The organism is Faecalibacterium sp. I4-3-84, assembly GCF_023347255.1.
Taxonomy (GTDB): domain Bacteria; phylum Bacillota; class Clostridia; order Oscillospirales; family Ruminococcaceae; genus Faecalibacterium; species Faecalibacterium taiwanense.
In genome coordinates this window covers 1192047-1206629 of record NZ_CP094466.1, presented here as the reverse complement: position 1 = coordinate 1206629, position 14583 = coordinate 1192047, and the positions used below count along the sequence as shown (strand labels likewise).

Here is a 14583-nt window from a genome sequence, read left to right as displayed (position 1 = left end):
ATCTGCCGTATGGGCGGCAGGTGCCCCTCCGTTTTGGTCAAAGGGTGCCTTTTATGATATGTACGTCACCGCACACAGCGGCACTCTGAAGAAAAACTTAGCCGATGGTGTAACCAACAGACTCCATGCCGTCCAGCAGGGTGTCAACAACGTCTGCACCGGAAACGCCGTCGTAGTCAACGGTGTCGAACACTTCCTGATAGATGCCGGTGCCGGAAGCCTTCAGGTCGTTGTTCTCGAACAGGGGATCCAGCTTGTTGGTGGTGAAGGCCATGACCTTTGCATTTGCCTCAGCAACCAGATCCTTGACAGCGCCGGCTTCCTGAGCAGCAGCCAGACCAGCCTTGGAAGCGGGGATACCGCACTCGGAACCCATGATGGCAGCGCCCTTGCCGTTGTTCAGCAGGAAGTCGATCAGGGTAGCAGCCTCAGCAACGCACTGGCTGGTCTTGGTGATAGCCAGACCCATGGAGACCTTGGAGAAGCCGCCGTTGTTGTCGCCGAACTTGATCTCTTCGCCAACGGTGAAGCCGTCCTTGTTGGCATCATCCAGAGCGGAGGAGTACTTGGAAGCAGCGGAATCCCACTCGAAGATACCTGCGATCTTACCGGTGATCCACTCGTTGGACTGGTGGGTAGCGGTATCGGAGTTAGCGGAGTAGTAGGTCTTCAGGTTCATCATGACGTGGCCATCCACCAGGCTCTTGATGAAGTCGATGCCCTCAGCGATCTCGTCCTCGGTGTAGTTCAGGGTAGAGGTGACGGGATCAGCCCAGTCCTTGCCGTACTTGGACTCGAGGTAGAACACCATCAGGATCATACGGTCGTATGCGCCCAGATGCATGGGGTAGTAATCGTCGCCCAGCTTCTCCTTGAATGCCTTGCCGGCAGCCATCAGATCATCCAGAGACTTGGGAACTTCGGTGATGCCAGCCTTGTTGAAGGTGGTCATGTTCCAGAAGAAGATACGGCCGGTCATGGAGACAGGCACGCACTGCTGAGCGTTTGCAACGTAGCAGGCATCCAGAGCAGCGTCATCCCACTGGGTCAGATCCAGAAACTTGGAAACGGTGTTCAGATCCACGAACTTGCTGCCATCAGCAGAGTAGTTGTACAGCCAGTTCCAGTTCACCTGGCACACATCCTGTGCGTTGCCAGCGATGAAGGCAGCTGCCATCTTCTCTTCCCAGCCGGACCATGCGGCGAAGGTGGGCTCGATGGTGATGTTGGTGTGCTCAGCCTGGAACTCCTTGATGGCGTTCTGGTAAGCCTCGTGACGGCTGTCGCCGCCCCACCAGCTGATGGTCATGGAAACAGGGCCGTCAGACAGTGCCAGGCTCTCGTCTGCAGAAGCAGCGGGAGCGGAAGAAGCGGTGGAAGCAGCAGAGCTGGATGCAGCAGAGTTGCCGCCGCAGGCAGCCAGAAGGCCGGCAGCGCCCACAGCGCCGGTGACCTTCATAAAATCACGACGAGAAATTGCCATGCTCATTTTTGTTCTCCTCCTAAATACAGAAAACATCATCTCGAACGGGGGTTCTGCACATACCCCGTTGTATACAATTATGATAACAAAACAACAACCAAAAAGAAAGACGCAAATTGCAGATATCTAAACAAAAAACGTACAAATATTGCTCTTGTTTTCACGCGAGAATTGATGCCTTTGCTGAAATGAATAAACTTGGCTCGAAAAACTGTGCAACATGTATATTTCGCCATTTTGCATAGAAAACTGGGATGTATCATAGGGGGAACGTCGAATTTTGCAATAATTTTGTAAACATTCGGTTTTGGAATATGGAACTGTTGCATACATTGTGGCAGAGCAACACATTAAAATGGCCCGGATGCGGGCTTGCAAACTGATATATCAATAGTGCAAAAAATGTGCACTCTGATATATCAATCGCGTGAAGCAGGCATCCGGCACCGGTCTGCAGGCGTGGAAATCGGTGCTTCTTCGCCCTTTTTTTTTTGGGGGGGGGGGGAAGAAGCATCGACAGCGACATATTTTGCGCTGCTGCGTGGACAGCGCCTGTGGGCCGGGGATAAAAAAGAAAGGCTGCCGTGTCGTTGAACACAACAGTCTTATATACAAGCTTATTTGACCTGCGAAGCAGCTTTTTCGGCGTAGAACGCGCGTTTTGCCTTGAAGTAGCACTGGGGGCACATGCTCACGTACTGCACATCGTTTTCCAAATCGATGGCCACCTGCTCGCCCTCAAAGACGAATCTGCCGTTCACCCTGCGGCAGTTGCAGATGGCCTTGCGGCCGCAGGTGCAGATAGTCTTCATCTCCTCGATGGTGTGGGCCAGCTCCAGCAGGCGGGTGGAGCCGGGAAAGCCTTTGAGTGAAAAATCTGCCCGCAGGCCGTAGCAGATCACCGGAATGTTCAGGTCCACAGTTACCATGAACAGCTGTTCTGCCTGCTGCGCAGTGAAAAACTGGCTCTCGTCGCACAGCACGCAGGCCAGCGGCGCACCGTCAGCGTTGGCCGTGCGCACGGCCTCGAACACATCCGTCTCCGGCGGGATCAGCAGATCAGCCTTGCGGCGCACGCCCAGACGGCTCACCAGCTCACCGCCGCCCTTGGTGTCCACCTGTGGCTTGAGAATCAGCACCCGCATCCCCTGTTCTTCGTAGTTGTGGGCTACCTGCATCAGGGCGGTGCTTTTGCCGCTGTTCATTGCGCCGTAGCGGAAATACAGTTTTGCCATTTGAAAAACTCTCCTTGCAGAAGAACCCTCTCAGTCAAAGCCTGAGAGGGTCCTTTTATTACTCTTGTTCCTTATAACAGGTATCTTCAGTCCTGATTGCGCAGGCGGTAGCCAAGGCTCATCAGGCTGTCGCCCAGATGGACATTCTCCACCACCACATCGGGATACGGCACAGAGAGGTCATAGTGGGAGAAGTTCCAGAAGCCCTCGATGCCCAGATCTACCAGACGGCCGCTGACCTGTTCCGCACCATCGCGGGGCACACAGAGCACTGCGACCTTGGGGTGATGCTCGGCACAGAAAGACTCCAGCTCGTCGATATGGCGGATCTGGATGCCGCTGATCTCCTTGCCTACCTCGCTCTGTGCCACATCAAAGGCGGCGATCAGGCGGTAGCCGTTGGTATCGGTGGTGATAAAGCGGCTCACTGCCTTGCCCAGACGGCCGCAGCCGATCAGGATGGTGGGCAGGCGGTCACCGTTGCCGAACAGCAGGCCTTCCAGAATGGAGAGCAGGTTTTCCACCGAGTAGCCGATGCCCTGCCGGCCATTCACATCGCCGATGCAGTTGAAGTCCTGCCGTACCTGCGAAGCGGTGGTGCCCATCTGAGCAGCCAGCTCGCGGGAAGAAATGCTGTTGATGCCGTCCACCTGCAGAGAGCGCAGATAGCGGTAATATTTGGGAAGACGCTTGATAACGGGAAGTGAAGCCTTTGCAGGGGTGTTCATAGAATACTTTCTCCTTTCGCTCTATCGCAGTACTTGCCGCAGCTGCCTGCTTTACAGATGCGGCGCAGAGAAACCCCGATCCGTTTACGGGTCCATATTGCAGATATTACAATCAATTATTTAAAGTATACTGCACCGATGGAGAATGTCAAATCATTCTCAAAAAAATTTTATGAAATGTTACCGCTTTTTTGCTGCAGCGGGTCTGCATAGCCCGGCACAGGCTGGGGAATGCTGACAGAAAACGCAGGAGGAAAGCATATGAACGATGAAACGCAGCTGACCGACGAGCGTCGGCTGGAAAAGGAAGAGATCGAAGATCTGGGCACGGTCACGCTGGCCCGCGGGGAGCATGTGATCCACTGCCTGACCGTCATCGGCCAGATCGAAGGCCATTCGGAAGCGCCGCAGGGCCAGAAGACCACGAAGTATGAGCATGTGATCCCACAACTGGTGGCCGCGCAGGAGAACCCTCGCATCGAGGGCCTGTTGGTGCTGCTGAACACGGTAGGTGGTGATGTGGAAGCAGGCCTTGCGCTGGCGGAGCTGATCGCCAGCGTGTCCAAACCCAGTGCAACGCTTGTGCTGGGCGGTGGGCACTCCATCGGCATCCCGCTTGCCGTCAGCGCCCGGCGCAGCTTCATCGTGCCCACAGCCACCATGACCGTGCACCCGGTGCGGCATTCCGGTGTCATTCTGGGGGTGCCGCAGACCATGCGCAGCTTTGAGCAGATGCAGCAGCGCATCACCGGCTTCGTAGCGGCCCACAGCGGCATGACCGAAAAACGCTACACCGACCTGATGCTCCACACCGGCGAGCTGGTGATGGACATGGGCACCGTGCTGGATGGACGCCGGGCCGTGAAGGAAAAGCTCATCGACGAGCTGGGCGGGCTTTCGGATGCGCTGGCGTGGCTGTATAAAGAGATCGAACGCAAATGAAGGCCGATTTTGTACAACAATAGGTTTGCCATTTTCTTCCCTGCGTGGTACAATAATAAAATCAAATAGTGTGTCTACTACAAACGCGGGGAACAAAGAAACATGGCAACAAAAAAACGTAAAACGACAACACGGCGCGCAGCATCGCGCAAAAAGCGGGCCGAGCAGCGGCTTCCGGCGGGGCTTGGCACCCTGTTTGCAGGCCTTTTGCTGGTGGTGCTGGCCTTTGTGGAGGGAGATTCGGCATGGAAGGCCCTGCACGATGTGCTGTTCGGACTTTTTGGCTGCGGCAGCTTTGTGCTGGGCGCGGCAGTGTGCTGCCTTGCTGTGCAGTATACCCGGGGCGAAGACCTTCTGCCCAAGATCTTCAAGCTGGTTCTTGGGCTGGTGTTTGCCTGCGGCACGGTGATCGTTTTTTCCGATATCCAGCCGCAGGGCATGTCGGCATTTCAGATGACGGCTGCCTGCTACGCAAACGGCGTGAATGCATGGATCGGCGGCGGTGCGTTGGGCGCACTGCTGGGCGGCAGCCTGCTGCTGCTGTGCGGACGGCCCGCGGCAACCCTGATCATGATCGTGCTGGCACTGTGTGTCAGCCTGTACATTTTTGATCTGACCCCGGCAGAGGTGTGGCAATGGCTGTGCGCTGCGTTTGGCGGCGTGCACGCAAAGGGTGCGGCCATGGCGCAGCAGAGCGCAGCCCGCCGCGCTGAACGTGCCGCTGCCCGCGCGGCAGAAGCCGAGGCTGAGGAAGACTACGACGAAGCAGAAGATGAATACCGGGATGAGGAAGATGCCGAAGAGGAGATGGAAACTCCGGCTTTCCGCATCGGTGTGCCGGACTGGCTGAACGGCATCCGCCACTGGGGCCACAAGGTGACCGAAGAGATGGAGGCGGAGGAGCCGGAGGCCGCCCCGCAGCCGGAGCCTGCCGCCCCGGCCATCACGCCGGTGCAGGTACGGGTATCCCGGCCCCGGGCTTCCTTTGACGTAGACCTTGGCCCCGACCACACTGAGGTGAAGGAGGGCGGCAGCGAACCCATCGAGCCGCTCATCGTGGGCCCGGGCGGCACCTTTGGGCAGAACCCGCTGCGCCCGGCCCCCAGACCTGCCCCGCAGCCCATCGTACAGGACGCAGTGGAGACCGATGCATCCGATTTCTTTGCAAAGGCTGCACAGCCGGTGCAGCCTGCGGCAGCGGAAAGCTTTGATACTCCGGTCATGACCCCGGCAATGCCGACGGCCCAGCCGGAAAGCCCGGCAGCGGCAGTCACGCCGGAGATGCCCGCCGTGCCCATCCAGCCCGCAGTCCTGGCGGCACCCGCCCGGGTGAGCGCCGAAAACGCTGTTGCCATGCGCGGCACACCCGACGAGGACGGCTGGATCAGCATTACCAGCGAACCGGTGGAGGAAAAGGATATCAGCACGCTGGTGGCAGCGGCAATGGAAAAGCCTGCCGCTTCCGAGCAGGCCGCGGCAGCGGCCCCTGTGGACGAGACCGAACCGGTGGATACTTATCAGTACCAGTATCCGCCCATTGAGCTGTTTGAAAAATCGCAGGACGAGACCGACCCCGGCGCGCAGGAAGAGCTGAAAGCCAACGCCCAGAAGCTGGTGGATACGCTGGAAAGCTTTGGCGTGCGCACCCGTGTGCTGGATATCTCCCGGGGCCCCTCCGTCACCCGGTACGAGGTGCAGCCCATGGCGGGTGTCAAGATCAGCCGCATCACCTCGCTGGCAGACGATATCGCTCTGAACCTTGCGGTGGCGGACGTGCGTATGGAAGCGCCCATCCCCGGCAAGCCTGCCGTGGGCATTGAGGTGCCCAACCACAAAAAGACCCCGGTGTATATCCGCAGCGTGTTCGAGAGCCAGAGCTTTTTGCGCATGACTTCGCCCTTGGGCATTGCGCTTGGCAAGGACATTGCCGGTGTGGCACAGGTGGCAGACCTGTGCAAGATGCCCCATCTGCTCATTGCAGGCAGCACCGGCAGCGGTAAATCCGTGTGCGTGAACAGCATCATCATGAGCCTGCTGTTTCGCTCCAGCCCGGAGGACGTGAAACTGCTGCTGATCGACCCCAAGGTGGTGGAGCTGGCCGAGTACAACGGCATTCCCCACCTGCTGATGCCGGTGGTCACCGAGCCGAAAAAGGCCGCAGGTGCCCTTGGCAGTGCCGTGCAGGAGATGGAGCGCCGCTACCGCCTGTTTGCGGAGAACAATGTGCGCGACATCAAGTCCTTCAACAAGCTGGCCGCAGAACGGCCGGAGTTGGAAAAAATGCCCTACATCGCCATTATCATCGACGAGCTGGCCGATCTGATGATGGTGGTGGGCAAGGATGTGGAGGATTCTATCTGCCGCATCGCCCAGAAGGCCCGCGCCGCCGGTATGCACCTGATCGTAGCCACCCAGCGCCCCAGCGTGGACGTGATCACCGGCCTGATCAAGGCCAACATCCCCAGCCGCATCGCATTTGCAGTGTCCAGTCAGGTGGACAGCCGCACTATTCTGGACGGCTCCGGTGCCGAAAAGCTGCTGGGCATGGGTGATATGCTGTTCATGCCCGTGGGTGCGCCCAAGCCTACCCGTATTCAGGGCACTTTCGTGCGGGATGAGGAGATCAGCCGTGTGCTGGACTTCATCAAGCAGAGCGGCACCGTGCAGTATGACGAAGCCATGATCGAAGCCATGGAAAAGCACGCCATTCAGGACGGCAAGAAGGGCAGCGGCGGCGCGGACTCCGACGAGGATCCCGATACCGACCCGATGTTCAAGCAGGCCGTGGAGGTGGTCATCGATGCCGGTCAGGCCTCCACCAGCCTGCTGCAGCGCCGCTGCAAGCTGGGCTACGCCCGCGCGGCCCGTATCATGGACGAGATGGAACAAAAAGGCATCATCGGACCCTACGAGGGTGCCAAGCCCCGCGCTGTGCTTATCAGCCGCCAGCAGTGGATCGAACAGCAGATGAACCAGCCGGAGGAATGACCCTCTCAGGCGCTGACGCGCCAGCTCTCCCGAAGGGCGAGCTTTATGAGTGGGTAAGATATCGTCTGCCTTCAAAGAAAAACTGGATGAAAAGATGCAAAAAGCTCCCCCGATGGGGGGAGCTGGCAACGCCGCAAGGCGTTGCCTGAGAGGGTTTAACAATAAAAGGAGCATTATGGACAACTCTTCCCCAAAGATCTACACCGAATTTCTTCCCATCAGCCGGGCCGATATGGAGGCCCGCGGGTGGGAGCAGCTGGACTTTGTGGTGGTGGGCGGCGATGCCTATGTGGACCACCCCAGCTTTGGCACTGCCATCATCAGCCGTCTGCTGGAAGCCGAGGGCTATAAGATCGGCGTGCTGGCCCAGCCCCGCTACACGGACTGCGAGGACTTCAAGCGGTTCGGCAAGCCGAAGTACGGCTTCTTCATCGGCGGCGGCAACGTGGACAGCATGGTCAGCCACTATTCCGTGGCAAAGATCCCCCGCGCCGAGGACGAATACTCCCCCGGCGGCAAGGGCGGCGCACGCCCGGACCGCAGCGCCACCGTGTACACCCGCCTTGCCAAGCAGGCCTATCCCGACCTGCCGGTGATCTTAGGTGGTCTGGAAGCGTCCCTGCGCCGCTTTGCCCACTATGACTACTGGCTGGACACCGTGCTGCCCAGCATCGCCGAGGATTCCGGCGCGGACATCATCAGCTTTGGCATGGGCGAACACCAGACCGTGGAGATCGCCCGCCGCCTTGCCGCCGGGGAGCCGGTGGAGACCATCACGGACGTGGACGGCACCTGTTACATGACCGACTTCGACCATCTGCCCGAGCGCTACGTGGAGTGCGCAGGCTTTAAAAAGGTGGCATCGGATAAGACGGCGTATGCCAAGGCCTGCCGCATCCAGATGGACAATCAGGATGTGGTCAGCGGCCAGATCATCGTGCAGAAGCAGAGCGAAAAGTATCTGGTGCAGAACATCCCCGCAAAGCCGCTGGTGCGCGGCGAACTGGATAAGGTCTACGCCCTGCCCTACACCCGCCGTTACCACCCCATCTACGAGAGCATGGGCGGCGTGCCCGCCATCCGTGAGGTGCAGTTCTCCATCATCCAGAACCGCGGCTGCTTTGGCGGCTGCAACTTCTGCGCCATCCAGCTGCATCAGGGGCGGCGTGTCACCAGCCGCAGCGCAGACAGCATCGTGGCGGAAGCCGAGCGCATGACCCACGAGCCGGATTTCAAGGGCTACATCCACGATGTGGGCGGCCCCACCGCAAACTTCCGCTTCCCCTCCTGCCGGGAGCAGATGCTGCGGGGCATGTGCACCGGCGGCAAGCACTGTCTTGCCCCCACCACCTGCTCCCACATGATCGTGGACCACAGCGACTACCTGAAGATCCTGCGCCGGGTGCGGGAGCTGCCGGGCGTAAAAAAGGTGTTCATCCGCAGCGGCATCCGGTTCGACTACCTGATGGCCGACCCGGACGACACCTTCTTCAAGGAGCTGGTGGAGTATCATGTGTCCGGCCAGCTGAAGGTGGCTCCGGAGCACTGTGCCCCCAACACGCTGGCCTACATGGGCAAGCCGCCCATCGAGACCTTCAACAAGTTCAAGGATAAATTCTATGAGCTGAGCAAAAAGGCCGGCAAAAAGCAGTATCTGGTGCCCTATCTGATGTCCAGTCACCCGGGCAGCACCCTCAAGGATGCGGTCTATCTGGCAGAATATCTTTATAAAAACCACATGCGCCCGGAACAGGTGCAGGATTTTTACCCCACCCCCGGCACTGTGAGCACCTGCATGTTCTACACCGGCCTTGACCCCTACACCCTGAAGCCGGTGTTTGTGGAAAAGACCCCCGAGGGCAAGGCACTGCAGCGGGCGCTGCTGCAATACTACGAGCCTCGCAACGCCGAAAAGGTGGTCAAGGCGCTGAAGATGACCCACCGGGAGGACCTGATCCCCCTGCTGGTGCCCGCCGCAGGCCGCCGCGCCGTGCAGCGCTCTGCCCGCCGGGCCGAAGCCGCCGATGTGACTATCCACAACGATGGCACCTACACGGTGCGCCCGAACCAGAAGGGCCATAACGGCAAGTCTGCCCACGGCCAGAGCCGTGCCGCTGCACCGACAGGCCGTGCACCCAGCCCCGGCGCACGCTTTGCGCCCCATTCGGCACCCGCGCGCAAGCCCAAAAACGATCAACAGAAAGAGAACACAACGTGGAAAACTGGAAAGAAGAAAAAGTAAACGCGCCTAAGAAAGGCCTGTGGCAGCGCCTTGCTGCGCTGGCCGCTGCCGCCGCACTGGTGCTGAGCCTTGCGGGCTGCAGCGGGCTGCCGTCCGTTCCGGGCGGAAGTGCCGACGTGGTGCCGAACCCATCCTCCGCCGCTGCGGCGGTGGATACGGTGGACGCACCGCTGGAGGTGCATTTTATCGACGTCGGTCAGGCGCTGAGTGTGCTGGTGGAATGCGACGGACAGTTCATGCTCTACGACGGCGGCAATGTGGACGACGGCAGTCTCATCGTCTCTTACCTGCAGAGTCAGGGGGTGGAACAGCTGGAATATGTGTTCTGCTCCCACGCGCATGAGGATCATGTAGGCGGCTTGGCTGCCGCACTGGCCTACTTCCCGGCGTACCATGTGTACAGCCCGGTGGCCGATGCCTCCACCAAGTGCTTTCAGGATTTTGTCAAGTACACCCGGCAGCAGGGTCTGCAGGTGGAAGTGCCCGCCGTGGGCACGATGTGGCCGCTGGGCGGCGCTACCGTGACCATGCTTGGCCCGGTGGCACAGTACAGCGACACCAACGATACCTCCCTCGTGCTGCGCATCGACTACGGCTCCACCAGCTTCCTGCTGACCGGCGACATGGAAAAGACTGCGGAGACCGACCTTGTGAACAGCGGTGCCAACCTCAGGGCCGATGTTCTTCAGGTGGGCCACCACGGTTCCAGCACCTCCACCAGCTACCTCTTCCTGAATGCGGTGCTGCCGAAAATGGGCATCATCTCCTGCGGCGTGAACAACAAGTACGGCCACCCGCACGAGGAAACGCTGAGCATCCTGCGGGATGCCGGGGTGGATGTGTACCGCACCGACCTGCAGGGCACCATCACCATTGGCAGTGACGGCCAGAACTACACCGTGGGCACCGAGCACTTTGCGGCAGATCCCGCGCTGAACCCCACCGACCCGGCGGCATCCAGCACAGCCCAGCAGGCGTACATCGGCAATGTGAACAGCAAAAAGTTCCATCTGCCTACCTGCCCGAACCTGCCGGCAGAGAAGAATCAGATCCTCTTCTCCAGCTATCAGGAAGCCGTGGAAGCAGGCTATACGCCCTGCTCCAGCTGCATCAAATAAAGAACGAACTCCCCCAGTCTGCTTCACAGCCAGCTCCCTCCTTGAGGGAGCTGGCACGGCGTGAGCTGTGACTGAGGGAGTTTTCTTTTATCCGCCGCCCTGCGGGATTGATAAAATCCAACAGGTGCGGTATACTTAAGACCACTTTATTTCAAAAAAGCAAGGAGGTGCGGCGAATGATCGGTGCACCGCAGCCGCTGGTGCTGGCAAAACCGGCGGCGATCGATACAGCACAGGCAGCGCGGTATTTCGGGGCCAGAGGGGAACCGGACGACCGCACCATGACCCTGTTGGAAACATGCGCCATGCCGCTGCTGGCGGCGGCAACGCCCCGGGCGGTCTGGCTGGAAGCGGACACGGCTGCCCTTGCCGAAGCAGGCATCCTGCGGGGTGGGGATGTGATGAAGCATCTGGAAAATTGCCCGCAGGCGGTGCTGCTGGCTGTGACCCTTGGCCCCGGCGTGGATGCACAGATCCGCCGTGCCGGTGTGGGAGATATCGCGGCGGGCGTTGCGTCTGACGCACTGGGCAGCGCGCTGGCCGAGCAGGCCGCAGACGCAGCCGAAGCAGAGCTGCGCCAGTGGGCCGCAAAAGAGGGAAAGTATTTGACCGGGCGGTTTTCGCCCGGCTACGGTGACTGGGATATCGCGGTGCAGCCGCTGGTGGCAAACGCGCTGGATACGGTGCGCCGGGCGGGCCTGTGTGTGACCGATACCAACCTGATGACCCCGCGCAAGAGCGTGACGGCCGTTCTGGGTCTGAGCAGCCACCCGGTAAAGGGAAAGCTGGCCGGGTGCGGCCACTGTGTGCTGCGCACCCGGTGTGAGTATAGAAAGAGGGGAAAGACCTGTGCAAGCGAGTGAACTTTTCAAACAGAGCAATACCGTCCTGCTGGACGGCGGCATGGGCACCATGCTGCAGGCTTCGGGCCTGAAGCTGGGTGCAAAGCCGGAGGAGCTGAACATCACGAACCCGGAGCTGATCGAGAGCATCCATGCCAAGTATGCCGCTGCGGGCAGCCGCATCGTCAACGCCAATACCTTTGGCGCATCGGCCCACAAGCTGGCGGGCAGCGCCTACAGTCTGGAAGAGATCATTGCGGCGGGCATCGCCAACTGCAAGCGCGCCTGTGCGCCCTACGGTGCCCTGACCGCGCTGGATGTCGGCCCGCTGGGAGAACTGCTGGAACCCAGCGGAACGCTGGCCTTTGAGGATGCGGTGAGCGAGTATGCGCGCATCGTCCGGGCAGGCGCTGCCGCCGGGGCCGACCTCATTTTCTTTGAGACCTTTACCGATCTGTACGAGCTGAAAGCCGCTCTGCTGGCAGCAAAGGAAAACAGCGGCCTGCCTATCTTAGCCAGCATGAGCTTTGAAGCCGGCGGGCGCACCTTTACCGGCTGCACGGTGGAAAGCTTCGGCGTGACCGCCCGTGGCCTGGGTGCCAACGCGGTGGGCATCAACTGCTCACTGGGCCCCAAGGAAATCTTTCCCATGGCAAAGCGTCTGGCAGAGGCTGTGCCCGGCGACTTTCCGGTGTTCGTCAAGCCCAATGCGGGCCTGCCCCGGGCCGACGGCAGCGGCTACAATATCACTCCGCAGCTCTTCGCCATGGAAATGAAGCCCTACCGGGAACTGCATCTGTTCGCAGCGGGCGGCTGCTGCGGCACCACGCCGGAGTTCATCAAGCTGCTCAACAGCACCTTTGCAGGCTGCGTACCCGGCCGTTCGGCCCACAAAATGCCCTCGGTGCTGTGTACGCCGGTGGATTTCGTCAACGTGGACGGCATCACGGTGGTGGGTGAGCGCATCAACCCCACCGGCAAAAAGCGCTTCCAGCAGGCACTGCGGGAAGAGGATATGAACTATGTTCTGGAGCAGGCGGTCAGTCAGGTGGAAGCCGGTGCTCAGGTGCTGGACGTGAACGTGGGTGCGCCCGGCGTGGACGAGCCTGCCCTGATGCCCAAGGTGGTCAAGGCCCTGCAGAGCGTCACCAGCCTGCCGCTGCAGCTGGATTCCTCCAATGTGGAGGCGCTGGAAAACGGCCTGCGCGTTTATAACGGTAAGCCCATCGTCAACTCCACCAACGGCGAGCAGGAAAAGCTGGACGCGATCCTGCCCCTGTGCAAAAAGTACGGCGCGGCCATCGTGGGCCTTGCCATCGATGAGCGGGGCATCCTGCCTGCCGCCGAGGACCGCGCAGCCATTGCCCGCCGCATCACCGAAGCGGCTCTTGCCGTCGGCATCCCGCGGGAGGACATCTACATCGACTGCCTGACCCTGACCGCCAGCGCCCAGCAGAAGGACGTTCTGGCCACCGTGCAGGCGCTGGAAGCCTGCAAAAAAGAGCTGGGCGTGCGCACCATTCTGGGCGTGTCCAACATCAGCTTTGGCCTGCCCTGCCGCTCATACCTGAACACCACCTTCCTCACCATGGCCATGTATGCGGGTCTTGACCTCGCCATTATAAACCCTTCCAGCGAGGAGATGATGGCGGCAGTGTACGCTTACAATGTGCTGACCAACCGCGACCCGCAGAGCACCAAATACATTGAGCGCTATGCCGACCGCGTGCCCGCCTCGGTGGCCCTCAGGCAGGCCGCGCAGACGGTGCCTGCGGCTTCGGCATCCGCATCCGGTGAGAGCGCAGAGCTTACCGGCCCTTACGCTCCGCTGATGAAGGCGGTGGAAAAGGGCCTGAAGGGCGATGCCGCCGCCCAGACCAAGGCACTGTTGGCCGAAAAGCAGCCGCTGGAAGTGGTGGACGAAGCACTGATCCCGGCGCTGGACATCGTGGGCGCCAAGTACGAGAAGGGCACTCTGTTCCTGCCGCAGCTGCTGCAGGCCGCAAGTGCTGCCCAGAGCGCCTTTGAGGAGATCAAGAACGTCATTGCCCAGAAGGGCGAGGGCAGCGCCAGCAAGGGCCGCATCGTGCTGGCCACCGTCAAGGGCGACGTGCACGACATCGGCAAGAACATCGTCAAGGTGATTCTGGAGAACTACGGCTTTGAGGTGATCGATCTGGGCCGTGATGTGCCGGTGGAGACGGTGGTGAACACTGTGCGGGAAAAGAATGTGCATCTGGTGGGCCTTTCCGCTCTGATGACCACCACCCTCAAGAGCATGGAGGAAACCATTGCCGCCCTGCACGAAGCGGGCTTGGACTGCAAGATCATGGTGGGCGGTGCGGTGCTCACGCCGGAATATGCCGAGAAGATCGGCGCGGACTGGTACGCCAAGGATGCCAAGCGCAGCGCGGACATCGCCAAGGAATTTTTCGGGGCGCAGTAAAAGCATGAATGCAGGCCAGCAGGAAGCTTTCTCAGCGAACAGCCCGGGACTCCAGTCCCGCCCCAACGCTTATGCGCGGGGCCTCCTTTGAAAACACCTGAAAATCTATTTGCAAATTGTTCAAAAACTCCACAAAGAAATGCCACGATTGTCTGGTAGTATAAGGGTGCAGTCAGGGAGATGCAAAGACATCTCCCCAAAGCCGACAAGGGCTTTCATCTGCGGGGGCCGGTGCTTTGGGCACGACCCAGCAGGTACTTATTAAAACACTGTCCCCCGCCTATGCCAGGCAATCGCCAACGACGGCGGACAGACTACCAAATCCCTCCTGATCCGCCGCAAAGTTCGGGAGTTCTCATACCGCAGCCAGCACCGCTTTATCCTCCTTTCCACGGTGCTGGCTGCTTTTGTTTTTACCTGAATGCAAGAGAACGATTGGGAATAGCCGCCGCGTGCGCTTTGGCTGTTTTAGCGGAAATTCTATTATCATTCGTTGAGCCTCGGAAAAATCTGAGGATTTTTCCGAGGCTCTTTTTCACGAATAGGATCGAAGCGATAT

General features: G+C 59.9%; 9 protein-coding genes. 6 read left to right on the top strand and 3 right to left on the bottom strand.

What is annotated here, in order from left to right; translation table 11 throughout:
* Positions 1-97 precede the first annotated feature (97 nt).
* The 3 genes from MTP41_RS05940 to MTP41_RS05930 form a co-directional block, all read right to left on the bottom strand.
* Positions 98-1489, bottom strand: coding sequence for an ABC transporter substrate-binding protein (locus tag MTP41_RS05940; RefSeq protein WP_097777235.1), 1392 nt, complete (start codon positions 1487-1489; stop codon positions 98-100).
* Between the two features lie 611 nt (positions 1490-2100).
* Positions 2101-2718 (bottom strand): thymidine kinase, encoded by a 618-nt coding sequence (locus MTP41_RS05935; RefSeq protein ID WP_097777236.1) that lies wholly within the window; start codon positions 2716-2718, stop codon positions 2101-2103.
* An 86-nt stretch (positions 2719-2804) separates the two neighbouring features.
* Complete coding sequence (locus tag MTP41_RS05930) at positions 2805-3446, bottom strand: redox-sensing transcriptional repressor Rex (RefSeq protein ID WP_097777237.1); 642 nt, start codon at positions 3444-3446, stop codon at positions 2805-2807.
* A gap of 231 nt (positions 3447-3677) precedes the next feature.
* Between MTP41_RS05930 and MTP41_RS05925 the strand changes: the two genes are divergently transcribed.
* From MTP41_RS05925 to MTP41_RS05900, 6 genes are all read left to right on the top strand, one after another.
* Positions 3678-4388 (top strand): ClpP family protease, encoded by a 711-nt coding sequence (locus tag MTP41_RS05925; protein ID WP_371288708.1) that lies wholly within the window; start codon positions 3678-3680, stop codon positions 4386-4388.
* Positions 4389-4490: 102 nt separating this feature from the next.
* The gene (locus MTP41_RS05920; protein WP_249236420.1) at positions 4491-7376 is read left to right on the top strand and encodes a DNA translocase FtsK; all 2886 of its coding nucleotides are present in this window, start codon (positions 4491-4493) and stop codon (positions 7374-7376) included.
* 175 nt (positions 7377-7551) lie between these two features.
* Positions 7552-9618 carry a YgiQ family radical SAM protein gene (locus MTP41_RS05915; RefSeq protein ID WP_249236419.1) on the top strand — a complete coding sequence of 689 codons (2067 nt, stop codon included), beginning with the start codon at positions 7552-7554 and terminating at the stop codon, positions 9616-9618.
* Positions 9591-10736, top strand: a complete 1146-nt coding sequence (locus MTP41_RS05910) for a ComEC/Rec2 family competence protein (RefSeq protein ID WP_249236418.1) — start codon at positions 9591-9593, stop codon at positions 10734-10736. Before MTP41_RS05915 ends, MTP41_RS05910 begins: the two co-directional genes overlap by 28 nt.
* Positions 10737-10912: 176 nt before the next feature.
* On the top strand, positions 10913-11599 hold the full coding sequence (locus MTP41_RS05905) for a methionine synthase (protein ID WP_097777242.1): 687 nt from the start codon (positions 10913-10915) through the stop codon (positions 11597-11599).
* Positions 11586-14024, top strand: coding sequence for a homocysteine S-methyltransferase family protein (locus tag MTP41_RS05900; RefSeq protein WP_249236417.1), 2439 nt, complete (start codon positions 11586-11588; stop codon positions 14022-14024). The genes MTP41_RS05905 and MTP41_RS05900 overlap by 14 nt, the downstream gene beginning before the upstream one ends.
* Positions 14025-14583 lie beyond the last annotated feature (559 nt).

Bases quoted from the DNA above. Each gene is read 5' to 3' on its own strand.
- MTP41_RS05940 (WP_097777235.1), bottom strand. From the start codon at position 1,489: ATGAGCATGGCAATTTCTCGTCGTGATTTTATGAAGGTCACCGGCGCT.
- MTP41_RS05935 (WP_097777236.1), bottom strand. From the start codon at position 2,718: ATGGCAAAACTGTATTTCCGCTACGGCGCAATGAACAGCGGCAAAAGC.
- MTP41_RS05930 (WP_097777237.1), bottom strand. From the start codon at position 3,446: ATGAACACCCCTGCAAAGGCTTCACTTCCCGTTATCAAGCGTCTTCCC.
- MTP41_RS05925 (WP_371288708.1), top strand. From the start codon at position 3,678: ATGCTGACAGAAAACGCAGGAGGAAAGCATATGAACGATGAAACGCAG.
- MTP41_RS05920 (WP_249236420.1), top strand. From the start codon at position 4,491: ATGGCAACAAAAAAACGTAAAACGACAACACGGCGCGCAGCATCGCGC.
- MTP41_RS05915 (WP_249236419.1), top strand. From the start codon at position 7,552: ATGGACAACTCTTCCCCAAAGATCTACACCGAATTTCTTCCCATCAGC.
- MTP41_RS05905 (WP_097777242.1), top strand. From the start codon at position 10,913: ATGATCGGTGCACCGCAGCCGCTGGTGCTGGCAAAACCGGCGGCGATC.